Origin of the sequence: Rhizobium subbaraonis, assembly GCF_900220975.1 — a bacterium.
GTDB classification, from domain to species: Bacteria; Pseudomonadota; Alphaproteobacteria; order Rhizobiales; family Rhizobiaceae; genus Mycoplana; species Mycoplana subbaraonis.
In genome coordinates this window covers 185,878-211,114 of the sequence record NZ_OBQD01000006.1, presented here as the reverse complement: position 1 = coordinate 211,114, position 25,237 = coordinate 185,878, and the positions used below count along the sequence as shown (strand labels likewise).

The following is a 25,237-nucleotide window of genomic DNA, read 5'->3' as shown; positions in this document are numbered from 1 at the left end:
CTAATGTTCAGGTGTTGTTGGATTTCGATTGAGGCTTGTCGGCCGCAGGCGTCAGCGCAATCGTGCGCCGCGTATCCGTCAGGCCTAGGATGAGGATGAAAAGCACCGGCAGCGCGAACAGCACGACCGACGCATAGGCGAGCCACAGGGCTGCAAGGCGCCAGGCCTTGCCGCGCGTGCGCTGATGGAGGATCGCAAAGCCGGAAAGCACGAATCCGGCGCCGAACGTGCCGCAGACCAGTGCGCCGATGATCGCCGGGGTGCCGCCGAGGAAGCACAAAACGAGGCCGGCGAGGAAGATGAAGATGGCGTTGCGGTGCATGCGCAGCGACGTCGGCATGTCCTCGCGCGGACGCAGGCCCTTGCCCGAGAGCCGCACGATGGCCGAGGCGATGTAGAAGGCGGCAAAAAGCAGGATCACCCACAGAGCACCCTGCACGAGCGGCAGGGCGAGGCCGAAAATGGCCTTCATCTGCGCAATCGTGGCCGGATCCGGATTGTAGAGCGGCTCCTGCTCCTTCAACGCCATCAACATCAGGTCGACCATCTGGCTGGCGAGTTCGCCGCTGTAGCCGATGATCATGCCGACGGCGATCATGCCGAGCGTGACCATGACGGCAAGGTGGGTGACGATGTTCGAAAGCGGATACCAGGCCAGTGCGTCCTCGGGGCCGCCGATCTCGGTGGCGGGGCGGGCGAGGTTGGCGAGGTTGCTGAGCCAGCCGGCCGGGATCAGCGTGATGATCACGATCAGCAGCGCGAAATGCGAGGAAGCCATGGCTGCAGCAACCGCACCGCCGGCGATCACGGCGGTCAGTGCGCTGGCATTGCCCCAGCCGAGGCCGGCAATCAGGATCGGCAGCGCCGAGCCGGCGAAAAAGAAGATGGCAAGGGTCGACTGGACGTTCGCGCTCAGCGAAAGCAGAGCAGCGGTCACACCGGCGACAAGCCCGGTCGCAATCGAGGTCCAGTTCAAGTTTTGCACAGCGCTGTCCTGTCTTTTTAGACAGTTAGAGGAGTTTCCTGAGCTAAAGCCTCAGAAACGGCTCCCCAACATGGGATTTTGGCTCAAGCGCGAGGGTTGGGACGCGCCGGGCCGGTGGCGTTCCGATCCGCGCCCAACGCGGAAGGGAGGGGAAGGCGCGTACGCCGTCCCGGATGTCGTGCCATAGTGACCGCGCACCGGCCGAAGCCGGCGCGCGGGGTCCGCCAGTATCAGGCTACGACGTAGGGCAGCAGGCCGAGGAAGCGGGCGCGCTTGATCGCCTTGGCGAGTTCGCGCTGCTTCTTCTGGGAAACGGCCGTGATGCGGGACGGAACGATCTTGCCACGCTCGGAAATGTAGCGCGACAGGAGGCGAACGTCCTTGTAGTCGATCTTCGGCGCGTTTGCGCCCGAGAAGGGGCAGGTCTTGCGGCGGCGGTGGAACGGACGGCGTGCCGGAGCGGAAGAAATATCAGCCATTGTCGTTGTCTCCTTCAGCTTCGATTACGCACGGTCTTCGCGCGGGGGGCGGTCGCCGCGGGGCGGACGGTCGCCGAAATCGCGACGCGGGCCACGGTCGCCGAAGTCGCGGCGCGGGCCACGGTCGTCGCCGTCACGACGCGGACGGTCGTCGCGGTCGCGCTTCTGCATCATCGCGGACGGGCCTTCTTCGTGGGCTTCGACGGCGATGGTCATGTAACGAAGAACGTCTTCGTTGATGCGCATCTGGCGCTCCATCTCCTGGATGGCGGCAGCCGGGGCGTCGATGTCCATCAGGGCATAGTGTGCCTTGCGGTTTTTCTTGATGCGGTATGTCAGGGACTTCAGGCCCCAGTTCTCGACCCGGCCGACCTTGCCGCCGTGCGCTTCGATCACGCCCTTGTACTGTTCGACGAGCGCGTCGACCTGCTGGGCGGACACGTCCTGGCGGGCCAGGAATACATGTTCGTAGAGAGCCATGTGGCTTTGCCTTTCTTGCGTTTGATCCACACCCGGAAACCGGCGCCAAGCCTCAACGACTGATCTTAGAGGCCAGAGGGCCGGGCAAGAAAAGCGTTTGATCTATACGGTCGAGAGCGGAGACACGGGAGGCCGGAACGCTTGTGTTCCTGTCGCTCCCGTCGCCGGAAGCGGCCCTCCGTCCAGCCACCAGCCGATGCGACCGGGTGTTTTGAACAGCGCGCTTATACGGATTTTTCCGCAGAAGGCAAGGGCTGTGCAGCGACACCCACCGTTCATGCGGAGATCCACGGCAAAAAATGGGGAACCAGATGGCAAAAGCTGCGTTCTTTTTCTCGACGCAACCAGATGGAGCGAGGAAACATGCAAGATCCGATGCAGCAGAACCGTCCGATCCGCGAAGACCGTCCGCTGGAGGACCGTCCCCTGGAGGACCGCAGCACAATCGTGGATGCCCGCAGCGGCGGCAGCGGCGCAGCCGGCTGGGCCGTAGCGGCGATCGTCGCCGTGCTCGTCGCAGGCGGAGTATTCTACTTTACCGGCAGCGGTACAGGCGATGGTGTGGATCCGAACGCAAACACCTCGTCGATCACGACGCAGGAGCCGGCTCCGGTCACCCCGCCGACCGACGGTCAGGCAACCGGTACGCAGCCCGCGCCGCAGCCGGTTCAGCCGGACGCTGCGCCGACGACCGGCGGCAACGGACAGTAACAAGGGCTGCAAGCCGCAATCCGACAGCAAAAAACCCGCCAGCGATGGCGGGTTTTTCGTGTCGATGGCTGCTGTTCCGACCGGTTCAGATCGGCGCCGGGTAGCGGCGATGAAGATTCTGCAACGCCTTCATGATGTCTTCCGACAGCGAAAGATCCGCCGCTGCGATATCCGTCGCCAACTGTTCCATGCTGGTCGCCCCGATGATCACGGACGTCATGAACGGGCGCGTGAGGCAGAAGGCCAGCGCCAGTTGGGCCGGGTCCAGGCCGTGTTCGCGTGCGAGCGCGACATAGGCTGCGACCGCCGGCTCCTGCAGCGGCTGGTAGCGGCCGCCAAGGTCGCCGTTCTTGGTGATCCGCGAGCCCTCGGGGCGGACGCCGCCCAGATACTTGCCGGTCAGCAGGCCGGCCGCCAGCGCCGAATAGGCCAGAAGCCCGACGTTTTCGTGGTGGGACACCTCGGCGAGGTCGAGATCGAACGTGCGGTAGAGCAGGTTGTACTCGTTCTGGATCGAGGCGATGCGGGGCAGGCCGCGGCTTTCGGAAAGCTTGAGGAACTGCATGGTGCCCCAAGCCGTCTCGTTTGACAGGCCGATGGCGCGGATCTTGCCGGCCTTGACGAGTTCGCCGGTCGTTTCGAGCACTTCGATGAGTTCGTCCGCCGTTCGCGCACGATCCTGGCTGGAGGGATTGTACGTCCACGCCTGGCGGAAATGGTAATGACCGCGGTTAGGCCAGTGAAGCTGGTAGAGATCGAGATAATCGGTGCGAAGCCGTTTCAGGCTGCCGTCGATGGCTTCGAGGATGCCGGCGCGCGTCATCGGCTGGCCACCGCGGATGTAGGCGCGTCCCGGGCCCGCCACCTTGGAGGCGAGGACGATCTTGTCGCGATTGCCGCGCGCTGAAAGCCAGCTCCCGATGAAGCGCTCCGTGTCGCCGTAGGTCTCGGCCGAGAGCGGGGTCGTCGGGTACAGTTCGGCGGTGTCGATGAAGTTGACACCCTTGTCGAGCGCGTAGTCGAGCTGCTGATGTGCTTCGGCTTCGTTGTTCTGGGAACCCCAGGTCATCGTGCCGAGACAGATTTCGGAGACCTTGATATCGGTCCGGCCGAGCATGTTGTACTTCATGGCGGATTATCTTCCTTGCGGCGCTGCGCCGGAATTGCGGGAGTGGCGCGTAGGGCCGGGCGGTGATCGCAGCCGGCGGTGGAGTTCGCACCGCGCGGAACTTAACCACTCGCTCGTCAATTTCAAGTCGCGCCGGTGAAGGTGTTCGCCGATGCCGATGCTGGGTAGCCCGAACGCGAAGGCATGGATCGCGCGTGCGATTCTACCGTGTATGGCGGTATCGGGACAGTTCGCCGCCGGCGCGCAAATCTTGACTCGGTGCCACATTCCGTGAATGGAGGGGGCAAAACAACGACGGGAGAGCCCCATGACCATTGCTTTCACCTTCCCCGGCCAGGGCAGCCAGGCTGTCGGAATGGGCAGGGAACTCGCGGATGCCTTTCCCGAAGCGGCCGCAGTCTTTGCCGAAGTCGATGATGCCCTCGGCGAGAACCTGTCCGCTGTCATGTTCGACGGCCCGGAGGCCGAGCTGACGCTGACGGCGAATGCCCAGCCGGCGCTGATGGCCGTTTCGATGGCCATGATCCGGGTGCTGGAGGCGCGCGGCCTCATCCTTCGCGACAAGGTCTCCTATGTCGCCGGCCATTCGCTTGGCGAATATTCCGCCCTCTGTGCCGCCGGCGCGTTCACCATCTCTGATACGGCACGGCTCTTGCGGATCCGCGGCAACGCGATGCAGGCCGCCGTTCCCGTAGGGGAGGGCGCGATGGCTGCGATCATCGGCCTCGAGCATCAGGATGTGCAGGCGATCTGCGATGAGGCGCTGGTCCACGGCTCCTGCCAGATCGCCAACGACAACGGCGGCGGTCAGCTCGTCATCTCCGGCGCCAAGCCCGCCGTCGAGCGCGCAGCACGCATGGCAACCGAAAAGGGCGCAAAGCGTGCCGTCATGCTGCCGGTGTCTGCCCCCTTCCATTCGGCGCTCATGGCCCCGGCCGCCGAAGCGATGCGTGAGGCGCTTGCGGCCGTCACGATCCGCGAGCCGGTCGTTCCTGTCGTCGCCAACGTTTCCGTCCAGCCTGTCACCGACCCGGCCGAAATTGCCGGCCTGCTTGTGCAGCAGGTGACGGGACAGGTGCGCTGGCGCGAGACCGTCGAGTGGTTCGCCGGCAACGATGTGACCTCGCTCTACGAGATCGGTTCTGGCAAGGTGTTGACCGGTCTTGCCCGTCGCATCGACAAGTCCGTGACCGGCTACGCCGTCAATACCGCGACCGACATCGAAAACCTGCTGCAGGAACTCTGCGGCTGAGACCACGAAACAGGACCCAATGAACGGGGACAGGACCATGTTTGATCTTTCCGGCCGCAAGGCACTCGTAACCGGCGCATCCGGTGGTATCGGCGAGGAAATCGCCAGGGCGCTGCATGCGCAGGGCGCGATCGTTGGCCTGCATGGCACGCGCGTCGAGAAGCTCGAGACGCTTGCCAGCGAACTGGGCGAGCGCGTGCATATTTTCCCGGCGAACCTTGCGGACCGCGCCGAAGTGAAGGCGCTCGGCGAAAAGGCAGAGGCTGAACTCGGTGGCGTCGATATCCTCGTCAACAACGCCGGCATCACCAAGGACGGCCTGTTCGTGCGCATGAGCGACGACGACTGGGATGCGGTGCTCGAGGTGAACCTGACGTCGGTGTTCCGCCTGACGCGCGAACTGACCCATCCGATGATGCGCCGTCGCTTCGGCCGCATCATCAACATTACCTCGATCGTCGGCGTCACCGGCAATCCGGGGCAGGCGAACTACTGCGCCTCCAAGGCTGGCATGATCGGCTTTTCCAAGTCGCTCGCCCAGGAAATCGCCACCCGCAACGTCACCGTAAACTGCGTTGCCCCGGGTTTCATCGAGTCTGCCATGACCGGCAAGCTCAATGACAAGCAGAAAGAAACGATCATGGGAGCGATCCCGATGAAGCGGATGGGCACCGGCGCGGAAGTTGCATCCGCCGTCGTCTATCTGGCTTCCACGGAGGCAGGCTACATGACCGGCCAGACTTTGCACGTCAACGGTGGCATGGCAATGATCTGAAGCCGTCTGCAAAACGCCGGCTTGTCGCGTGAAAATAGCATGTTGACCGCGGCTTGCCGGGCGATTTTCGGACTTTGCGGCAGACTTAAACCGTGTTAATCGGGCCATGACTGCCAGCAGTCGACCGGGGAATATAAGCTTTGTGCGGCGCTCTTTGATGGCGCCCGGGGGCATCTACGGTTGAGAAAGAATTGCCCGGAACCTTCGCGTGCCGGGCTTGGTTGAGTGCCCCGGTGCCGTGAACGGCATCGAACAAAACAAAGGTCGAGGAATCCGACATGAGCGATATCGCAGAACGCGTGAAGAAAATTGTGATCGATCATCTGGGCGTTGACGCCGACAAGGTCAGCGAAGGCGCGAGCTTCATCGATGATCTCGGCGCGGACTCGCTCGACACCGTCGAACTGGTCATGGCCTTCGAAGAAGAATTCGGCGTCGAGATCCCCGACGATGCCGCTGACTCGATCCTGACGGTCGGCGACGCCGTCAAGTTCATCGAAAAGGCCCAGGCCTGATCGCGCATTTCCGACGGGCCCTCGCGGCCCGTCGAGACCCCGCTTGCGGACGGCGCCTGTGCGCTCCGCCTCGGTCCAAGAGAATATAGGGTGGATCACCGACGATGAGACGTGTCGTTATCACAGGTACCGGCGTGGTATCGCCTTTGGGCTGTGGTACCGAATTGACCTGGTCCAGGCTTCTTGCTGGCCAGAGCGGCGCTCGCCAGGTGAGTGGGTTCGAATTCGACGACCTCCCCGCCAGGATCGCATGCTATATTCCCACGGGCGACGGCACCGAAGGCACCTACAATGCCGACCGGTGGATGGAGCCGAAGGAACAGCGCAAGGTCGATCCCTTCATCATTTACGCGATGGCGGCGGCCGAAATGGCGCTGGACGATGCCGGCTGGCATCCGAAGACCGACGAGGAGCAGACCTCGACGGGCGTGCTGATCGGCTCGGGCATCGGCGGCCTCGAAGGCATCGTCGAGGCGGGCCTTATCCTGCGCGACAAGGGCCCGCGCCGCGTATCGCCCTTCTTCATTCCCGGCCGCCTGATCAATCTTGCCTCCGGCCAGGTTTCCATCCGCCACAAGCTGCGCGGGCCCAACCATTCCGTGGTGACGGCCTGTTCGACCGGAGCGCATGCGATCGGTGACGCAAGCCGCCTGATCGCGCTTGGCGATGCCGACGTTATGGTCGCCGGCGGAACCGAATCGCCGATCTCGCGCATGGGCCTTGCCGGTTTCGCCGCCTGCAAGGCGCTTTCGACCCAGTACAACGACGAGCCTACGAAGGCCTCTCGCCCCTATGACCGTGATCGTGACGGTTTTGTCATGGGCGAGGGCGCCGGCATCGTCGTGCTGGAAGAGCTTGAGCACGCCCTAGCGCGCGGCGCGAAGATCTATGCCGAAGTGGTCGGCTACGGTCTTTCGGGCGACGCCTTCCACATCACCGCCCCGTCCGAGGACGGCGACGGTGCCTATCGCTGCATGCAGATGGCGTTGAAGCGGGCGGGACTGACGCCGGACGATATCGACTACGTCAACGCGCACGGCACCTCGACCATGGCCGACACGATCGAACTGGCCGCCGTCGAGCGACTGGTCGGCAAGCATGCGGACAAGGTCTCGATGTCCTCGACCAAATCGGCGATCGGCCATCTTCTGGGCGCTGCGGGCGCCGTCGAGGCGATCTTCTCGGCGCTGGCGATCCGCGACAACGTCGCTCCGCCGACGCTTAACCTCGACAATCCCGACGTCGAGACGGCGATCGACCTCGTGCCGCACAAGGCGCGCAAGCGCGAGATCAATGTCGCGCTGTCGAATTCGTTCGGATTTGGCGGAACCAACGCCTCGCTGATCCTGCGCCGCTACGGCTGACCCGTCAGTGTGCCGCCACACCTGTGGCGGTTCGGGTTTGCGTCCGCCCCATGGCGTCGAACGCGGCCCGGTTAAACAATCCAATGCGCCGCAAGCGGCGCGCCGGAGAACGACGACGGATCTCGCCTGGGGGCGGGATCCGATCCAGTTTTTGCCGTATTGGTCTGCCCTAGTGATATGTGCGTCGCTTGGGGCATGGGGGCGCAGTCGGGCCGCACTGTCGGCCATGACGATGTGCGCACACCCCTATCCCGCGGTTTCATGGCGGGCGGCAGCGCGCAGGCGGGGAAGCAGACCATGACGGCCAGTTCTTACGAGGAGTGTCTGTGAGCGAGAACAACGATACCGCTGACATGTCTTTCGGTCGTGGCGACAACGCCAGCAAGGGCCCGATCATCCCCAAGTCGGCAAACGATGCCTTGCGGCCGGAGCCGGTCCCGCGTCCGCCGCGGCGCTCGCGCAAGGCCCGCAGCCAGCTTGTAATCTTCCTGAATTTCCTGATGACCGTCGTCGTGTTCGTCACGATCGCGGCCGGCGCGATCTTCTACTACGCGCTCGACAGCTTCGAGAAGCCCGGTCCGCTGGCGGCGAACACCAACTTCATCGTCCGCAACGGCGCCGGCGTCAACGAGATCGCCTCCAGCCTCGAGCGCAACGACATCATCACCGACAGCCGCGTCTTCCGCGGCATGAGCCGGATCTATCTGAAGGACGCGGTTCTCAAGGCCGGCGAGTATGAAATTCGCGCCGGCGCGTCGATGCACGACATCCTGGAGCTGCTGCAGTCCGGCAAGTCCATTCTCTACAGCGTGTCCGTCCCCGAAGGCCTGACCGTCAAACAGGTGTTCCAGCGTCTCACCGACGATCCGGTTCTCGAAGGTGACCTGCCGAGCGAACTGCCGCCAGAGGGCACGCTGATGCCGGACACCTACAAGTTCTCCCGCGGCACCAAGCGGGCCGACGTGCTCCAGCAGATGCTGGCGGCGCAGAAGGCGCTGGTGCAGCAGATCTGGGAAAAGCGCGACGACGACCTGCCGATCGCCTCGCCGGAGGAACTGGTGACGCTCGCCTCGATCGTGGAAAAGGAGACGGGCAGGGCGGACGAGCGTCCGCGCGTGGCATCCGTCTTCATCAACAGGCTCGAGAAGAAGATGCGCCTGCAGTCCGATCCAACGATCATCTACGGCATCTTCGGTGGTGACGGCAAACCGGCCGACCGTCCGATCCTGCAGTCGGATATCGAGAAGCAGACCCCCTACAACACTTATGTGATCCGCGGCTTGCCGCCGACGCCGATCGCAAATCCCGGTCGCGCGGCGCTCGAGGCGGTTGCCAATCCCTCGCGGACGTCTGACCTCTACTTCGTTGCCGACGGCACGGGTGGTCACGTCTTTGCCGAAACGCTCGACGAGCACAACGCCAATGTCCGCCGCTGGCGCAAGCTGGAAGCCGAGAAGGCTGCCGAAGCCGCCAAGGCTGCGCAGGACGCCGGCCAGGCCGGCACGCCTGACGGGGCTGGCGCCCAGTAAGCCGGCGCGCCCGATACCGTCGGCGCTCAGAAGCTCTGGCTGTCTGACAAGACCGAGGCGGGGCGACTGGCGCCCTGCCGGTTCCTCGGCCGCGCCCGTCGCGGTCAAGGCCCACGCTTTTCCTTCAGGAACAGGCTATATAGGGAAAACGGTGCCGGCGCTGATTCCGTGGCGCTGAAGCCCCTTCGCGAGCGGAGATCGAAATGCCACTTCAGTCCATGACCGGGTTTGCGCGCAGCGAGGGAACGAGCGGACGCTGTCGCTGGGCGTGGGAACTGCGATCGGTCAACGGCAAGGGGCTCGACCTGCGAATCCGCCTCCCGCAGGGCTTCGAGCAATTCGAGCCGATGGTGCGGCAGAAGGCGGCGGCGGCCTTTACCCGCGGCAACATGCAGATCGGGCTTTCGGTCTCCGTGGCCGAAGCGCAGGTGCAGCCGGTGATCAACCAGGCGGCACTCTCAGCCATTCTGGCCCTGCGCGAACAGCTGTCGGGCATTGTCGATTCGGCGCCGTTGCGGCTGGACACGTTGCTCGGCGTCCGCGGCGTCGTCGATTTCCGCGAGGCCGAGGAAAGCGAGGCCGAACGCGAAAGCCGCGATCAGGATATCTCCATCGGCCTCGACGCTGCGATCGAGCGGCTCTTGTCGATGCGGCTGGGCGAGGGGCATGCGTTGCGGCAGGTCCTTGGCGGCCATGTCGGCAAGATCGCCGGTCTGGCTGCGGCGATCGAGGCAGACCGCAGCCGCAGCGTCGATGCGATTGCCGAGAGGCTGGCAGGGCAGGTGCAAATGCTCATGCAGGGCAATGGCGGGCTTGACCGCGACCGCCTCTACCAGGAGGCCGTGCTGCTCGCCACCAAGGCCGACCTGCGCGAAGAGATCGACCGTCTCGATGCCCATGTGCGGGCGGCCGAGCAATTGCTCACGGCCGATCAGCCCGTGGGGCGCAAGCTGGACTTTCTTGCACAGGAATTTAACCGGGAAGCGAATACCATATGCTCGAAGTCCAACGCGGCGGCTGTGACCGCCGCGGGGATAGAACTGAAAGTCGTCATCGACCAGTTCCGCGAGCAGATACAGAATTTGGAGTAGACCATGGCCGCGCCGCAGCAGAACCAACCGATCCAGATCGCCCGGCGCGGGCTGATGCTGGTGATTTCCTCGCCGTCTGGCGCCGGCAAGTCCACGATCGCACGCAATCTGCTGGAAGCCGATTCGGGCATCAGCCTTTCGATCAGCGTCACGACGCGCCAGCGCCGCCCGAGCGAGATCGCCGGCCGCCACTACCACTTCATCGACCGCGCCGAATTCGACATGCTGCGCGATTCCGATGCCTTGCTGGAATGGGCGGAGGTGCACGGCAATTTCTACGGCACGCCGCGAAAGCCGGTGGAGGAGGCGATGGCTGCCGGCCGCGACATGCTGTTCGACATCGACTGGCAGGGAGCACAGCAGCTGCAGGAAAAGATGGCCGCCGATGTCGTCTCGATCTTCATCCTGCCGCCGTCGATGACCGAGCTGCAGTCGCGCCTGCACAGGCGGGCGGAAGACACGGAGGAAGTGATCGCGACACGGCTGGCCAATTCGCGGGCCGAGATCGAGCACTGGCATGAATACGACTACGTCATCCTCAACGACGATCTGACGGCCGCCTTCGATGCGGTGCAGAGCATCGTCAAGGCGGAACGCCTGCGCCGCGACCGCCGCCACGGCATGTTCGACTTCGTCTCGAAGCTGCTGACGGAACAGCCGGTCCTCTGAAGCCGGCCGTCCAACCATTCAGAACATTGTCGCAACGAACGGCAGATGGCCGCTAAGGCGCAGGTATTCGATCCCTTCGAGGAGCGGAAACAGCGCCAGCAGGAACAGGCTGTCGCGAAACGTGCTGCTCAGCGCTTTCTGCGAAAACCGGACCCCTGCCTCGGTTCGGTAGCCTGACGGGCGCGGCAGGAACAACGGCGTCTGCTTCGCATAGTCGCGATAGGCCGCACCGAAACGATGCTCCAGATAGGCCGCTTCGCGCAAGGCCGTGTGCTTGTACACCAGGTAGAAGGCGAAGGTCATGGCGATGGCCAGGACCAGCGAACCGGAGATCAGGCCCACGCCCAGAATGCCCACGAGCGAGAACAGATAGAGCGGGTTGCGTGTCATCGAATAGGGGCCGATGCTCACGAGCTTCCGGTTCTTGTAGGCGCCTATGTAGAGAATGCTCCAGAGCCGGCCGAGGATCGCAAGGAAGATCAGCATCAGGCCGGTGACCTCCATGAACTCATGGAGCGGTCCGTCCTGCCAGTAGGGCTTGATCAGGGCGATGGCCACGACAAAGGATGCGGAGAGCTGCCACAAAGACGCGATCCGCTTCTTCTGGTCGAAGGCAACAAAGGCCTGTTGCATTGGCCGCCCCCTCGGTAGAACAGAAATGGCGCGACCGGAACATGTCGAATTGATGGCTCGGCTGTTTTGGCGATCGCAGGGGGGGCGGTATCGGCGATTGCAGCTGGCTGCGACCGGCGGTCAGAGCGCGTTTGCGATCGCCACGAATTCTTCGACAGAGAGCGTCTCCGCCCGCCGTTGCGGATCGATTCCGACCTTTGCGAGCAGCACTTCGCCGCCGAGCGGCTTCAGGCTTTGCCGCAGCATCTTGCGGCGCTGGCCGAAGGCTGCCTGCGTCACCCGTTCCAGCGCGGACGCGGCGCAGTCGAGGGGATTTTCAATCGGCTCCAGTTGGACGACCGACGAGGTGACCTTCGGCGGCGGGACGAATGCCTGCGGCGGAACGTCGAACGCCAGGCGCGCATGGGTACGCCAGCCTGCGAGCACGCCGAGCCTCCCATAGTGGTCGTCGTCTTCGCGGGCCACGATGCGCAGGCCCACCTCGCGCTGGAACATCAGCGTCAGCGACTTGTAGAAGGGCGGCCATTTCCTCGGCAGCAGCCAGTTCAACAGCAGCTGCGTGCCGACGTTGTAGGGCAGGTTGGCGATAATGCGGACTGGTTGGCCGTCGGGCACCAGTGCTGCGAAGTCGACCTTCAGTGCATCGCCCTCGATGACGGTGAGCCGGCCGGGATAATGGTCGGAAATTTCCTGCAGCGCCGGCAAGGCACGCGCGTCGCGCTCGATAGCGATGACGTGCTTGGCGCCAAGCGAGAGAATTGCGCGCGTCAGGCCGCCGGGGCCAGGGCCGACCTCGATCACGGTGCAGTCTTCCAGCGGCCCGGCCGTGCGTGCGATCTTCTGCGTCAGGTTCAGGTCGAGGAGGAAGTTCTGCCCGAGCGACTTCTTTGCATCGAGCCCGTGGCGCTGGATGACGTCGCGCAGCGGCGGAAGCCCGTCTATCGCCGCCATCAGTCGCCGCTCCGCTCGTGCTGTGCCAGCTCGTGTGCAAGACGAAGTGCGGCAAGCAGGCTGTCCGGCTTCGCCTTGCCGGTGCCGGCCAGCGAAAACGCCGTGCCATGGTCGGGCGAGGTACGGATGAACGGCAGCCCGAGCGTCGCATTGACCGAATCGTCAAAGCCCAGCGCCTTGGCGGGGATCAGCGCCTGGTCGTGATACATGCATATCGCAACGTCGTAGGTCGCACGCGCAGCTTCGTGGAACATCGTGTCGGCCGGGAGCGGCCCAACGGCATCGATCCCCAGTTTCTTGAGGCGCTCTATCGCGGGCGCGACGATGGCTGCGTCCTCGAGGCCAAGGGCACCGCCCTCGCCGGCATGGGGATTGAGCCCGGCAACGGCCAGCCTCGGGGCGGCAATTCCGAATCGCTGCTTCAGGTCGGTCGCCGTGACAAGGGCGGTCTCGAAGACGAGGTCTTCGCTCAGCGCCGCAGGCACGTCCTTCAGCGGAATATGGATCGTTACCGGCACGCTTCTGAGTTTCGGCCCTGCCAGCAGCATGACCGGCAGCGCCTGCTTGCCGGTTGCCCTGGCGGCGAGATCGGCCAGGTATTCGGTGTGGCCGGGGAAGGGGAAGCCCGAATCGTAGAGGACGGCCTTGGCGATGGGGTTGGTCACCACCGCCGAGGTGCGTCCTGACATCGTCAGTGCGACGGCCGTCTCGATCGCAGCGATGATCGGTCCGGCATTGCTGGACGACGGCTTTCCGGCGATGGCCGGCTCGACGAGCGGGATGGCATGCACGGGGATCGCCTCGTTGAAGACCGCGGGCGCCGTCTCCGGCGTCGCTGCGGCGACCGCCACCTTAAGCCCGCGCGCGGCTGCGCGTGCAAGAAGCGCATCGCCGTCGCCGATGAAGAGGAAGGCGGGCAGGCTCAGCCGGGCGCGCTCAAGCCACAGGTCGAGCGTGACGTCCAGTCCGATCCCGGACGGGTCGCCCATGGTGAGGGCCAGCGGGGGGACGGTCGCAACGGTCATGGAACGGCATTTCTATGGCGGGGGAAGAGCCGGCGCGGCGCGCCGGCGGCGGGTTGCGGTCAGCGCATCGTGATCTGGGCCTTGCTGCGCAGCTCGTCCACGTATTTCTTGCTGTTGCCGTCATCCGGCTTGTCGCCGCCCTTGCCGAGCTCCTCGGCGCGGAACACCATTTCGGCGGCCATGTCGTCATTGACCTCGCGCTTCTTGCAGATGCCGAGATATTCCACCCCGCGTTCGGTGACACGGGTGGCGGTGGTGTTGCCTTGGGCGCCTTCGATCAGCGGCTTCCAGTCCTCGGGCAGTTGCGGCGCGAGCACGCGGCCGAGCTCGCGAATGGAGACGTCGCGCATCGTCGCAGCGAAGATCTTGGCGTCCTCGCATCCGGGATACTTGGAGCGTGAGGCCTCGGCCTCCGCCTTCCGCTTGCCGATGATGGCGTTGCGGCGCGAGGCTGGAACCACGAAGATGACCTGCTGAAGGAAGTATTCTGTCGTCGACGGCTTCTCGCCGCCGCGCTCCTGCATGCGCTCCACGAGTGTCTTGCCGCCCGCGGAGTTGCCGTATCGCGCGTTGACGACACGCGGCCAGCTCATCTGCACGGCAATATACTGCTTGAAGTGGTCGGCGCCGACGCCGGCGCGATCGAGGATCTGGCCGAGCTGCTCGGTGGTCAGCTTGTTGCCGGATGCGAAGCGCGCATAGGAGGCATCGACGTCGGACGTGCTGACGGACATGCGAAGCCTGGCGATTTCCGCCCGCTTCAGCGTCTCGTCGATCAGTTGTTCGCGCGCGATGTCCTTGGTGGCCTTGGTCTTTTGCAGGCGGAGGAAAGCCATGCGCCGCGCCACGTCGCCCGATGTGATGGCGGAACCGTTGACGACGGCCTCGACGCCGGTGGCGGCGACGGCCGGGGAGACGATCGGCACTCCCGCCGCGACGGAGCCGGCAAAAATGGCGGTGCCAAGAGCGATCGCCCGCATCAACGACATCTTTCTGGTCATTTCCATCCCTTTCCGTCTTTCCGCATCACCCGGAAATCGGGATTAAAGCGGTGAACCGGGCGTTGCCCCGGTGCGTCTGCAGCATCTTCCGATGCACGCAAAACGCCTCTCGGCGGCAGCCCTAACGAATTGCGCCCTCAAATCAGCCATTTGCATAATACATGCGGCCAAACGATGACAAGCCCGCAGAGCGCAAGGCTGCCTCAGTAGTCGTCGAAACCGTCGAGCTCCGTATCGCCGACATTGATGTCGCCGAGAGTTCTGAAGCTGAGGCGGGCGCCGATCGACCAGTCGTTGGCGATTGTCGAGCCGGTATCGCGCGTATTCTCGTAGACGATCGAGAAGATCGTGTCGCGGTCGTCATAGGTCAGGCCGACACCGCTGCGCGCGAGATTGCTATTGTTGATGTCGTAGGTCACCGAGCCGAAGACCGACCAGTAGTCGCGGAACTTCAGAGCGGCGATGGTCTGGACTTCGTCGTTGTCTTCCGGGAAGCCGTAGATCGGCTGGGCGGCGATCCGGGTGTAGGTCATCGCCGCCTGCAGGCGGTAGTTCTCGAAGCCGACGCGCGTATCGGTACGACGCAGCGACAGATCCTTGCGATCGAGGCGGGAGCTGTAGGAGAGGGCCCAGCCGCCGGGGGTCGTCAGTCCCGCCATGCCGACATAGTCGGAGCTGTCGTATTCCAGGCCCGAGTTCGCGCCGGCGTTGACGAGGTCCGGCGAGGCGAACGAGTTCTCGCCCGAAAGCTGGTAGGACTGGCCGAAGACACTGCGCATCGTGTAGCCGCTGTCCAGCGTACCGGTATAGCGGATGCCCACATTGGCGCGCGTGCCGCCTTCGATACGGTCGAAGCCGGAGAACTTGTCACGCTCGAACAGGTTGGTGGCGTCGAAGACGAAGCTTTGCGCATCTTCGTTCGGCAGGCCGCCCGCCAACTGTTCGTTGGGGCGGACGTAGACCTGGGCCATCGGCTCGAACACGTGGCTGCCGCCATTGGTCGTCACCAGGATCGGATAGCGTGTCTCCAGACCCGCCGTCAGCATGCCGCGCGTGGCGCTGTCGGCTGTGTCGAAGTTGCCGTCGTAGCGCGAGCCCGGATCGGTCATGTCGAGGCGCAGCGCGTCGCCGCGCGCTGCCAGCAGCGGCGTGAAGACGAGCCCGCCGGGCATGACATACTGGCGCTTCCATTCCATTTCCGCAGTCAGGCGCGACGTGCCGCCCTCAAGACCGGGGAAGCGCCAGGAGGAGCCCTCAAAGTAGCGGTCGAGGCGGTCGCGCTCGACGTTTGTGAGGTTAACTGTCGCGGCCAACTGGCCGCCGAACACCGGATTCGGTGCGATGTATTCGTAGTCGAGCGTCTGTGGAATTGCCTGCTGGCGTTCGGCCACGTCGTCCGGATCGGCGTCCTGAACGTCGAAATAGAAGGCGCGCAGGTCGAGGAAATTCCGCTTGCCGAGGCCGTTCAGGTAGACCTGGTTGCGGATGATACGGTCGTCGTATCCCGACAGGTCATAGGTGCGCGAGAAGTTGTTGTCCGTCTGGGTCATCACTTCCCAGCCGAAGGCCCAGCGCGGATTGAGCTGGAACGTGCCGACCGATGCGATCATGGCGCGACCGTCGACCTCGCGGTCGCTCGTTCCGTCGGTGAAGACCTCCGGCCGCATCTGCTGGATGCCGGCCGCGCGCAACGTGACAAGACCGCTGTGGAACTGCTTGCGGAACTCGCCCTCCATCAGGAAGCCCTGGCGCGTATAGACGTTCGGCGTGATCGTCGCGTCCATGTCCGGTGCGATGGCGATGTAGTAGGGCACGCCGATGCCGAGACCGAGCTTCTGCGTATAGCTGAATTTCGGGAACAGAACGCCCGTCTTGCGCTTCACAGTGTGGTCGGGAACCTCGAGCATCGGGAAGTAGGCGATCGGCTTGCCGAACATCTCGAAGCGGGCATGCTCCAGACGCACGGTCTTTGTGCGGCCATTCTGGACAACGCGCTCAGCCTTGATTTGCCAGAGCGAGCGATGCGTCGGGTCCGTCGCGCACGGCGTGCAGGCCGTGTAGACGCCGTTGTTGAGGATCATTTCCTCGCCGTTGACGCGCTCGCCGCTGGTCGCGGCGATCTTCGTCAGGTCGGTCGTCTCGATCCGCAGCGCATTGGCAAAGCCGTTGGCGAAGTCGTCGGAGAGGTTCAGTTCCTGCGCGTAGACGCGGTTCCCGGTCGGCTCGATGAATTCGATGTCGCCGGTCGCCTTGAGCTGGCCGGTCGCCTGGTCGTAGACGACCTGCCTGGCGACAAGCTGGTAACCGCCATAGTTGATCTGGACTGCACCGCGCGCAGTCACCGTGTCGGCATCGCGATTGTAGACGAGTTCGTTGGCTGCGAGAATGAGCTTCGCATCCGGCGGAATGTTCGGTGCGAGCGAATCGACCGTCGCCGACTGGGCGCGGGCCGGCAGCGCGGCCATGGGCGCAAGCGCGCACAAGGCGACACCGGCAAGCAGCGCGGTCGCGATCCAAGTCTTACGTTCGCGGTTGCATGCCGCCACTAGCCGTCCTCCTGGTGCAGAAGGATTGTTGCACCCAGCGACATTGCTACGACAACTGGCAGCCAGGCCGCAACAAATGGTGGGACTATTCCACTGCTTCCGAATGCTTTCACAAGCACGGTGACGACATAAAGCATGAAGCCGGCGAGGATTCCACCCAGAATCACCGCACGTGATTGATTAAACCTGCTAAATTTTAACGAGACGCTAGCGGCGATCAGCGTCATTGCAACCAGAAGAAGCGGCAGCGACAGCATCGAATGGAACTGCGTTTCGAGCGGTTCGGTGGCGAAACCGAACGACTTTGCCGCCTCGATCTTCCGCGGTAGTGCAAAAAACGAAATGGAATCAGGTTTTTCGAGACTTTCCTGGACGAACTCCTGTCTCAGATTGGTTTCCAGTTGTGCCGAAGGAGAACGCTTGGGCAACTCGCCGCTGCGCGTCTCCAGCACCTTGTTAAGCTCCCAGTAACCATCTTTGAGGATTGCCGATTCGGCATCCTGCCGAAAACTGATGTGACCGTCCTTGTCGAAATGGATGATGCTGACGTTCAGCAGGCGCGTGCCGCCGTCCTCGACGGCCTTCGCCCCGATGATCGCATCGTCGCCGTCGTGACGCTGGCGGATCCACGGTATGCCCGTGCTCGAAGACTTGCGGTTGGAGCCCCATTCGGCTTCCAGCACCTGCGACTGGCGGGTACCCCAGGCCGCGATCGGGTTGAGGACGGTCACCGCGAGGACCCCGAACAGGAAGGCGCCGATGGCGAACGGCCGCAGGAACTGCCAGACCGATACGCCGGCGGCACGGGTCACCACGAGTTCGTAGCGGCGGTTCAGCGAGATCAGCGCGGCCATGCCGGCAAAGAGCGCGACGAAGGGAATCGTCTGCATCAGGATCATCGGAATGCGCAGCACCGTCATCAGCAATCCGCTGAGGGCTGTGTATTTCGGCAGCCCGCCCATGCGGCTGGACGTCTCGCTGAAATCGATGATGAAGACGAGTGCGAAGATGCCGATCATGAACCAGATCGTCGTCACCATGTAGCGGCGGAAGAAATAGAGGCCGAGGGTGGGGATCATTGCTGTTGTCCGTGGCTCGTGGACGCGGCCCCGGAGCGGCCGGACAGGCGTGCCATGAGGCTGTCGCGCAGATCTATCAGTCGCGCCCGCATGGAGGCCGGCAATTCGAGGCTCTTGTGGCGCGAAAGCTGGCGTATCGCCAGCGCTGCCACGCCGAGCGGGATCAGATAGAGGAACGGGATGGCGTAGAGCGACGTTTCCGAAGCGCTTGCGGCATAGAACATCGCCCAGCGGATCGCGAGCGCCACGAGCAGCGAGGTGACCATGGGGTGGACGCGCGCCTCGCGATGCGACCGGGCGTCGACGCTGGCGACCAGCGCGACCAGTCCGAAGATCAGCGGCAGCGTCCATTCCGTGAAGCGGCGGTGCAGTTCGGCGGTGAACGCACCCGGATTGCGCTTCACCTGCTCGTCGGCCGGATCGGGATTGAGCAGGAAGGGCAGGTCGCGGTCCTTGGCGCGGATCGTCGCTTCGCCGGCGCGCTCGGTCAGGTCGGCAAGGTCGAAGGCGTAGGAATCGAACTTGATGACCGAGACGTCGCCGTTCGGAAGCTTGCGGTGCACCTCGCCGTCGTTCATCACCAGCGCCGAGGTCTTCTCGTCGATGGCGCCTTCGCGGGCATAGTAGACGTATTCCACCTTCGGGTCGCGGGTGTCGGCCACGAACAGGCCCTCCAGCACGCCGCCGCCCTTGCGCCGGGAAACCTGGACATAGAGCCCGTCCGTCACCTTGCGGAAGGCGTTTTCCTGGATGACCGAGGAGAGCATGTCGGCATGCGCCGTGGCGATCATCTGGCGTACCGCGGTGCGCGAGTAGGGCTCCACGAAGTTGTCGACGGCGAAGGAAACGACGCTGAGGCCAACGCCCAGATAGATGATCGGACGGATGATCATCATGCGCGAACTGCCGGCCGCGTTCAAAACCGTCAGCTCGGAATCGGCATTCATCGCCGTCAGCGTCTGCGCTACGCCGATGACGAAGGCGAAGGGGAGGATGATCGGGATGACGGAAGGCAGGATGAGCGTGGCGAGTTTCAGAAACGCCAGCATCGACTGGCCGCTGTCGGTCACCAGGTTGACGTTCGTCAGCGCCTGCGTCGTCCAGACGATACCGAGCAGCGGCAGCAGCGTGCCGAAGAACATCAGCAACGTGCGACGCAGGATGTAGCGTTCAATCAGCTTCATGTCTGTTCCGAACCGGAGTCCCGTTCCTGTTGTCTATAGTCGTCCGGTCGCAGCCGATCGGTCCACCGATGCGAAAACGTTCGAGCCCATATAAGTCATCATCCGGCCGACACCAGACCGGAACGGCGCTATGCCACGGAAATTTGCCGCGAACAAATCTACTGGCCCGGTTTTAAACCGAGGGCAGCATCTTGCCAAGCGCCGCAAAAGCGACAAGGAATTGCCGACAGTCAACCGCGCAACCTGTGGAACCAGGCCGCCTTCGAAGGTGCGGCCGATTGCATACCCTTGGAGTAGACCATGTCCCAGAAGTTCGATGTCACTTTCGTAATGGCGCTCAAGCCCGCCGGCGGCACTGCGATCGTCCTGCAGACGGCAGGTGGGATCGGTGCCCCGGCAGAGGTCGATCCGGCCGGCGTGCTGCCGCGGGCTGCCGAAGTCGGTCGCTTCAAGGGCAAGGCGCTGAAAAGCCTCGACGTCGTCGCGCCGCACGGTTCGCCGTTCGATCGCATCGTTCTCCTGGGCCTCGGTGCCCCCGAAAAGCTGACGGCCAATGATTGGCTGAAGGCGGGCGGCTTGGCGTCGGGCAAGATCGGCAGCGCCGAATCGGTCGCGGTCTATCTCGATGCGGAAGGCGTCGATGCCGGCGGCCAGGCCGCGGCTGATTTCGCCCTCGGGCTCCTGCTGGGCGCCTATCGTTTCGATACCTACAAGACGAAAAAGGACGAGGACGAGCAGAAATCGAACGGCAAGAAGGCGATCAAGGTATCGATCGTCACCGCGGCCGCATCGGCTGCCAAGAAGGCCTTTGAGGACAGCGAGGCGGTCGCGGAGGGTGTGCTCCTGGCGCGCGATCTCGTCAACGAGCCGGCCAACATCCTTGGTCCCGTCGAATTCGCCGAAAAGGCGAAGGCGCTGGAGAAGCTTGGCGTGGAAGTGGAAATCCTCACCGAGCGCGAGATGAAGAAGCTCGGCATGGGCGCCCTTCTCGGGGTCGCGCAGGGCTCCGTTCGTCCGCCGCGTCTTGCCATCATGCAGTGGAAGGGCGGCAAGGCGAAGGACAAGCCGGTGGCTTTCGTCGGCAAGGGCGTCGTCTTCGATACCGGCGGCATCTCGATCAAGCCGGCAGCCGGCATGGAGGACATGAAGGGCGATATGGGCGGTGCCGCCGCCGTCATCGGCCTGATGCACACGCTGGCCGCCCGCAAGGCGAAGGTCAACGCCGTCGGCATCCTCGGCCTCGTCGAGAACATGCCGGACGGCAACGCCCAGCGCCCCGGCGACATCGTCACCTCCATGTCCGGCCAGACGATCGAGGTGATCAACACCGACGCCGAGGGGCGGCTCGTCCTTTGCGACGCGCTCTGGTACTGCAACGACCGCTTCAAGCCGCAATTCATGATCGACCTTGCGACGCTGACGGGCGCGGTCATGGTCGCGCTCGGCAGCCATCACGCCGGGCTGTTTTCCAACGACGACACGCTGGCCGCACGGCTGACGGCGGCCGGCCTCGCCACCAACGAGCGGGTCTGGCGCCTGCCGCTCGGCAAGGAATACGACAAGATGATCGACAGCAAGTTCGCCGACATGAAGAATACCGGCGGCCGCTATGCGGGCTCGATCACCGCCGCCCAGTTCCTCCACCGGTTCGTCAAGGACACGCCCTGGGCCCATATCGATATCGCCGGCACCGCGATGGGCTCGCCGACCGACGAGATCAACCAGTCCTGGGGCTCGGGCTTCGGCGTGCGGCTGCTCGACGAGCTGGTGCGGGCGCAGTACGAGAGCTGATCGCCTTGAGCGAGATCCTGTTCTACCACCTGACCGAATCGAAACTGGAAGACGCCCTGCCGCCGCTGCTCGACAAGAGCCTCGAGCGCGGCTGGCGGGTCGTCGTCCAGACCGGTACGGCCGAGCGGCGCGACGCGCTCGACACCCATCTGTGGACGTACCGCGAGGAAAGCTTCCTGCCGCACGGCACCGACGAGCAGCCCAATGCCGCCGATCAACCGGTGCTTTTGACGAACGGTTCGGACAACGCGAATGCGGCGACGGTGCGCTTTCTGGTCGATGGCGCCGAACCGCCGCCGCTCGACGGCTACGATCGCGTCATCTTCATGTTCGACGGCCACGACCAACCCGAACTCGACGCCGCGCGCGGTCACTGGAAGCGGCTCAAGGGCGAGGGGCACCAGTTGACCTACTGGCAGCAGAACAACGACGGACGCTGGGTGAAGAAGGCGTGATGCCCGCCCGCCGCTTGCGTACGCCGGATCTTGGCATGAGCCGGTCCCGCTCGACGACGAAACGTCCGCAATCGGGCCGTGATGCCGGGCATGAGGCGGGGGCGAGCGGTCGCTGACGCGCTTGCCAGCGGGCGGGGTGAGGACGGGGTCAGCGGGCGTAGCGTCGTGCGCAGGCGACGCACAGGACGACGGCAAATGTGGTTGCGAACATCAACCAACTCACCCGCTCACCGAGGAGCCCTGCCGCCAGCAGCAGTCCGAAGAAGGGCTGAAGCAGTTGCAACTGACCTACGCCCGCGATTCCCCCGACGGCGAGGCCCCGGTACCAGAAGACGAAGCCGAGCAGCATGCTGAACACGGACACGTAGGCAAGGCCGATCCATGACAGGCCGGAAATGTCGTGCCATGTGGGTGGGAGCGTTGCCAGCGCGATGACTGCCATGGGCGGTAGCGACAGGATGAGCGCCCAGGAGATGACCTGCCATCCGCCCAAGGTCCGCGACAGCTTCGCGCCTTCCGCATAGCCCAGTCCGCAGGCGACGATGGCGGCGATCATCAGCAGGTCGCCGGTGACGGACACTGCTATGCCCGAGGTTGCGGCGTAGCCGGCGACCATGAAGCTGCCGATCCCCGAGAACAGCCAGAAGGCCGGCCTGGGTCTCTCTCCGCCGCGGAGCACGCCGAAGATTGCGGTGGCCAAAGGAAGCAGCCCGATGAAGACGATCGACTGGGCAGCCGTGATGTGCTGGAGTGCCAGCGCCGTCAGCAGCGGAAATCCGATCACGACTCCGAGGGAGACGAGCGCAAGGGACAGGAGGTCGCCGGTGGCGGGCCTGGGCTGGCGAAGCATGAGGAGCAGCGCAGCGCCAAGAAATGCGGCAATGATCGCCCGCGCCGAAGTCAAAAACAGCGGAGAGAAATCCGATACTGCGACACGTGTCGCCGGCAGCGACCCGCTGAATATGATCACGCCGACCAGTCCGCTGCCCCAACCCTCCATGGAAGTTCTCATGTCGCCTCGCTTTCCTCCGTCTTTCTAGGTGCGGGGCGCTGGCGGCAACAGGCACAGATTGATACAATTTCGGAAAACTGTACCAAAACATTGACCAGTACAATTTGCCGGAGTTTGCCATGGCGCGTCGAGTTGCGGGAAAACGGACACTGGATCTCATGGAGGCAATCAGGACGAGGATTGCCACGCGCGCCCTTGCGGCGGGGGACCGCCTGCCGTCGGTCCGCAGCTTTGCCGCAACCATGGGCGTTTCGCCGTCCACGGTGGTCGACGCCTATGACCGGCTGGCGGCTGAAGGATTGATCCGTGCCCAGAGGGGCTCGGGGTTCTTCGTATCCGGCAATGCCCTGCAGCCGCTGAGGCTTTCGGATTCGCAGTCGCCGTGTCTCAGGGCGGTCGATCCGTTCTGGGTGTCACGGCAATCACTCGATTCCGACGAGGCGGTGCTGAAGCCCGGATGCGGCTGGCTTCCGGCGGACTGGATGCCGAACGAGGCGCTCCGGCGCGCCATGCGGGCGCTGGCGCGCGGCGCCGACGAGACGCTCGCCTATTACGGCAGCACGCGCGGCTCCCCGGCGCTGCGCCGCATTCTTCTGAACCGTCTGGCGGAAGAGGGTATGGAAGCGCAGCCGGCACAGCTGATTTTGGCCGGCAGCGGCACGCAGGCGCTCGACCTGGTATGCCGTTTCGTGCTGCGCCCGGGCGACACCGTCCTGATCGACGATCCCTGCTACTTCAATTTCCGGGCGTTGCTCGGGGCGCATCAGGTCAAGATCATGGGCGTGCCCTACACGCCGTCCGGTCCCGATGTGCAGGCCTTCGAGGCCCTGTTGAACGCCGAACGTCCACGCATCTACATCACCAATTCGGCGCTCCACAATCCGACCGGTGCGACGCTGTCCCCCCAGTCTGCGCACCGTCTGCTGAAACTGGCAGTCCAGCATGATCTGATCATCGTCGAGGACGACATTTTCGCCGATTTCGAGCCGTCACCGTCCACGCGCCTTGCCACGCTCGATGGCCTTGATCGCGTGATCCGGATCGGCAGCTTCTCGAAGACGCTGTCGGCATCCGTGCGTTGCGGATACGTCGCCGCGCGGGCCGACTGGATCGAGGGGCTGGTGGACCTGCAGGTCGCGACGAACTTCGGAGGTCCGAGCCCGGTCGCTGCCGAACTGATTGCGCATGTGTTGGCGGGTGGGGGTTATCGAAAGCACATGGACGAGGTGCGGCAGAGACTGGTGAGGGCGCGCCGGGAGGTGGCGGCCCGATTGCACGGGCTGGGGATGGAACCCTGGCTCATGCCGCGGGGCGGGTTCAACCTATGGTGCCGTTTGCCGGAGGGGCTGGACTCAACGCAGATCGCGCAATCCGCGCGTGAGCAAGGCATCGTGCTTGCGCCGGGAAATGTGTTCAGCGTGTCGCACGGTGCTGGCAGCTTCTTCCGATTCAACGTGGCCCACACGCTCGATCCCCGCATCTACAGGATCCTCGCGGACGTCATGAAGGACGTATCCGCGAAGGGCGCGAGCCGCGCCCTATCCACCTTGCCTGGCCCGGAATGAAACCACCTCAGTCGTGGAACGCGTCCACGAACTTGCGTCGTCCCAGCATGAAGGCGTCGGCGACGTGGCGCAGCGGGGCAAGGTCGACATCCGACTTTCCGGCTTTGACGATCTCGGCGAAGCGCTTGTAGAGCATCGGATATTCCTGCTCCGGCTCCTCGTGCTTCAGCACGCCGTCGATCGAGAGCTTCGCGCCGCCTTCGGAGAGAACCATCTGGCCGGCCTCGGTGTCGGCGACGATGTCCCAGCTCTGCTTGCCGGTCTGGCGCCAGTCGAATTCGGCGGAAAGGTCGAGGCCGTCGGCATCGGTGAAGGTGATGTCGGCTGCGATCGGGGCGTCGCGGTTTTCAGGAAACTCGAGAGTTGCCCTCGTGATGAACACCGGCTTCGGCAGGATGTGGGTGACGATCGACAATGCGTTGATGCCGGGATCGAAGACGCCGAGCCCGCCGGCCTGCCAGATCCATTCCTGGTTCGGATGCCAATGACGGACGTCCTCCTTCCAGATCACCTTCATCGAGCGGATCGTCGTGGAGGCAAGGAAGGCCTTGGTCGCTTCGACGGCCGGAGCATAGCGCGAATGCCAGCTGGCAAAGAGCGACAGTCCCTTGCGGTCTGCCAGCGCCTGCAGGTCCTCAACCTCGCTCAGCGTCGCCCCCGGCGGCTTCTCCATGAAGACGTGCTTGCCGGCGTTGAGCGCCTTGTACGCCGCGTCGTACCGATGCTGCGGCGGCATGCAGAGCGACACGGCCTCGATACCCGGCACCTTTTCCAGCATTTCATCGATGGAGGTGAAGTTGTCGATGCCATCGACCGAACCGTGACGGCTGGCGGCCGCGACGAGCTGGAAGTCGGGGTTCTTTGCGATCGAAGGGAGGTGCTGATCGCGGGCGATCTTGCCGACGCCGACGATGGCGAGATGGATCGGGGACATGGTGCTTCGCTCGATTTGTATGATAATTGAGGGTGTTTTAGCAGAATGCGTGGCGGCGGCAAGACAGTCTTTTCTCACTGTG

General features: G+C 64.1%; 24 protein-coding genes. 11 read left to right on the top strand and 13 right to left on the bottom strand.

Features of this window, described 5'->3' with window-relative positions; all coding sequences use genetic code 11:
• Positions 1-7: 7 nt before the first annotated feature.
• The 3 genes from CRO48_RS11070 to rpsF form a co-directional block, all read right to left on the bottom strand.
• Entirely contained in the window at positions 8-985 is a 978-nt protein-coding gene (locus CRO48_RS11070) for a DUF2232 domain-containing protein (RefSeq protein WP_097139137.1), read from the bottom strand.
• 230 nt (positions 986-1,215) lie between these two features.
• Positions 1,216-1,464, bottom strand: coding sequence for a 30S ribosomal protein S18 (gene rpsR, locus CRO48_RS11065; RefSeq protein ID WP_097139135.1), 249 nt, complete (start codon positions 1,462-1,464; stop codon positions 1,216-1,218).
• A gap of 24 nt (positions 1,465-1,488) precedes the next feature.
• Positions 1,489-1,944, bottom strand: a complete 456-nt coding sequence (gene rpsF, locus CRO48_RS11060; protein ID WP_097139133.1) for a 30S ribosomal protein S6 — start codon at positions 1,942-1,944, stop codon at positions 1,489-1,491.
• Positions 1,945-2,307: 363 nt separating this feature from the next.
• Here rpsF and CRO48_RS31785 point away from each other — a divergent pair, with 363 nt between their 5' ends.
• Positions 2,308-2,655 carry a hypothetical protein gene (locus tag CRO48_RS31785; RefSeq protein ID WP_097139131.1) on the top strand — a complete coding sequence of 116 codons (348 nt, stop codon included), beginning with the start codon at positions 2,308-2,310 and terminating at the stop codon, positions 2,653-2,655.
• Positions 2,656-2,740: 85 nt separating this feature from the next.
• On the opposite strand, the gene CRO48_RS11050 is transcribed toward CRO48_RS31785, so the two are convergent.
• Positions 2,741-3,784 carry an aldo/keto reductase gene (locus CRO48_RS11050; protein ID WP_097139130.1) on the bottom strand — a complete coding sequence of 348 codons (1,044 nt, stop codon included), beginning with the start codon at positions 3,782-3,784 and terminating at the stop codon, positions 2,741-2,743.
• A 307-nt stretch (positions 3,785-4,091) separates the two neighbouring features.
• Here CRO48_RS11050 and fabD point away from each other — a divergent pair, with 307 nt between their 5' ends.
• The 7 genes from fabD to gmk all read left to right on the top strand — a co-directional run bounded on the left by fabD (position 4,092) and on the right by gmk (position 10,979).
• Positions 4,092-5,036 carry an ACP S-malonyltransferase gene (fabD, locus tag CRO48_RS11045; protein ID WP_097139128.1) on the top strand — a complete coding sequence of 315 codons (945 nt, stop codon included), beginning with the start codon at positions 4,092-4,094 and terminating at the stop codon, positions 5,034-5,036.
• A 37-nt stretch (positions 5,037-5,073) separates the two neighbouring features.
• Positions 5,074-5,811 (top strand): 3-oxoacyl-[acyl-carrier-protein] reductase, encoded by a 738-nt coding sequence (fabG, locus tag CRO48_RS11040; protein ID WP_097139412.1) that lies wholly within the window; start codon positions 5,074-5,076, stop codon positions 5,809-5,811.
• Positions 5,812-6,089: 278 nt separating this feature from the next.
• The gene (locus CRO48_RS11035) at positions 6,090-6,326 is read left to right on the top strand and encodes an acyl carrier protein (protein WP_097139127.1); all 237 of its coding nucleotides are present in this window, start codon (positions 6,090-6,092) and stop codon (positions 6,324-6,326) included.
• 104 nt (positions 6,327-6,430) lie between these two features.
• Positions 6,431-7,690, top strand: a complete 1,260-nt coding sequence (gene fabF, locus CRO48_RS11030; RefSeq protein ID WP_097139125.1) for a beta-ketoacyl-ACP synthase II — start codon at positions 6,431-6,433, stop codon at positions 7,688-7,690.
• A gap of 353 nt (positions 7,691-8,043) precedes the next feature.
• A complete protein-coding gene (gene mltG / locus CRO48_RS11025) occupies positions 8,044-9,219 on the top strand; it encodes an endolytic transglycosylase MltG (protein ID WP_407071919.1) in 1,176 nt (391 codons plus the stop codon).
• A 203-nt stretch (positions 9,220-9,422) separates the two neighbouring features.
• On the top strand, positions 9,423-10,310 hold the full coding sequence (locus CRO48_RS11020) for a YicC/YloC family endoribonuclease (RefSeq protein WP_097139121.1): 888 nt from the start codon (positions 9,423-9,425) through the stop codon (positions 10,308-10,310).
• Positions 10,311-10,313: 3 nt separating this feature from the next.
• Entirely contained in the window at positions 10,314-10,979 is a 666-nt protein-coding gene (gene gmk, locus CRO48_RS11015) for a guanylate kinase (protein ID WP_097139119.1), read from the top strand.
• Between the two features lie 18 nt (positions 10,980-10,997).
• On the opposite strand, the gene CRO48_RS11010 is transcribed toward gmk, so the two are convergent.
• The 7 genes from CRO48_RS11010 to lptF all read right to left on the bottom strand — a co-directional run bounded on the left by CRO48_RS11010 (position 10,998) and on the right by lptF (position 19,398).
• On the bottom strand, positions 10,998-11,612 hold the full coding sequence (locus CRO48_RS11010; RefSeq protein ID WP_097139117.1) for a methyltransferase family protein: 615 nt from the start codon (positions 11,610-11,612) through the stop codon (positions 10,998-11,000).
• A gap of 120 nt (positions 11,613-11,732) precedes the next feature.
• Positions 11,733-12,563: a 16S rRNA (adenine(1518)-N(6)/adenine(1519)-N(6))-dimethyltransferase RsmA gene (gene rsmA, locus CRO48_RS11005; protein WP_097139115.1), complete on the bottom strand. Its 831-nt coding sequence runs from the start codon at positions 12,561-12,563 to the stop codon at positions 11,733-11,735.
• The gene (gene pdxA, locus CRO48_RS11000; protein WP_097139113.1) at positions 12,563-13,588 is read right to left on the bottom strand and encodes a 4-hydroxythreonine-4-phosphate dehydrogenase PdxA; all 1,026 of its coding nucleotides are present in this window, start codon (positions 13,586-13,588) and stop codon (positions 12,563-12,565) included. Before pdxA ends, rsmA begins: the two co-directional genes overlap by 1 nt.
• Before the next feature lie 59 nt (positions 13,589-13,647).
• Entirely contained in the window at positions 13,648-14,595 is a 948-nt protein-coding gene (locus CRO48_RS10995) for a SurA N-terminal domain-containing protein (protein WP_097139111.1), read from the bottom strand.
• 197 nt (positions 14,596-14,792) lie between these two features.
• Entirely contained in the window at positions 14,793-17,135 is a 2,343-nt protein-coding gene (locus CRO48_RS10990; RefSeq protein WP_097139109.1) for an LPS-assembly protein LptD, read from the bottom strand.
• On the bottom strand, positions 17,135-18,214 hold the full coding sequence (gene lptG / locus CRO48_RS10985) for an LPS export ABC transporter permease LptG (protein ID WP_097139107.1): 1,080 nt from the start codon (positions 18,212-18,214) through the stop codon (positions 17,135-17,137). Before lptG ends, CRO48_RS10990 begins: the two co-directional genes overlap by 1 nt.
• Positions 18,211-19,398, bottom strand: coding sequence for an LPS export ABC transporter permease LptF (gene lptF, locus CRO48_RS10980; RefSeq protein ID WP_097139106.1), 1,188 nt, complete (start codon positions 19,396-19,398; stop codon positions 18,211-18,213). Before lptF ends, lptG begins: the two co-directional genes overlap by 4 nt.
• Positions 19,399-19,698: 300 nt before the next feature.
• Between lptF and CRO48_RS10975 the strand changes: the two genes are divergently transcribed.
• Both CRO48_RS10975 and CRO48_RS10970 read left to right on the top strand, forming a co-directional pair.
• Positions 19,699-21,189 carry a leucyl aminopeptidase gene (locus CRO48_RS10975; protein ID WP_097139104.1) on the top strand — a complete coding sequence of 497 codons (1,491 nt, stop codon included), beginning with the start codon at positions 19,699-19,701 and terminating at the stop codon, positions 21,187-21,189.
• A gap of 5 nt (positions 21,190-21,194) precedes the next feature.
• The gene (locus CRO48_RS10970; RefSeq protein WP_097139102.1) at positions 21,195-21,644 is read left to right on the top strand and encodes a DNA polymerase III subunit chi; all 450 of its coding nucleotides are present in this window, start codon (positions 21,195-21,197) and stop codon (positions 21,642-21,644) included.
• A gap of 148 nt (positions 21,645-21,792) precedes the next feature.
• Here CRO48_RS10970 and CRO48_RS10965 read toward each other — a convergent pair whose 3' ends face one another.
• Positions 21,793-22,656: a DMT family transporter gene (locus CRO48_RS10965; protein ID WP_097139100.1), complete on the bottom strand. Its 864-nt coding sequence runs from the start codon at positions 22,654-22,656 to the stop codon at positions 21,793-21,795.
• A gap of 119 nt (positions 22,657-22,775) precedes the next feature.
• Here CRO48_RS10965 and CRO48_RS10960 point away from each other — a divergent pair, with 119 nt between their 5' ends.
• The gene (locus CRO48_RS10960; protein ID WP_097139410.1) at positions 22,776-24,221 is read left to right on the top strand and encodes an aminotransferase-like domain-containing protein; all 1,446 of its coding nucleotides are present in this window, start codon (positions 22,776-22,778) and stop codon (positions 24,219-24,221) included.
• Positions 24,222-24,228: 7 nt separating this feature from the next.
• On the opposite strand, the gene CRO48_RS10955 is transcribed toward CRO48_RS10960, so the two are convergent.
• Positions 24,229-25,155, bottom strand: coding sequence for a Gfo/Idh/MocA family protein (locus tag CRO48_RS10955; RefSeq protein ID WP_097139098.1), 927 nt, complete (start codon positions 25,153-25,155; stop codon positions 24,229-24,231).
• Positions 25,156-25,237 lie beyond the last annotated feature (82 nt).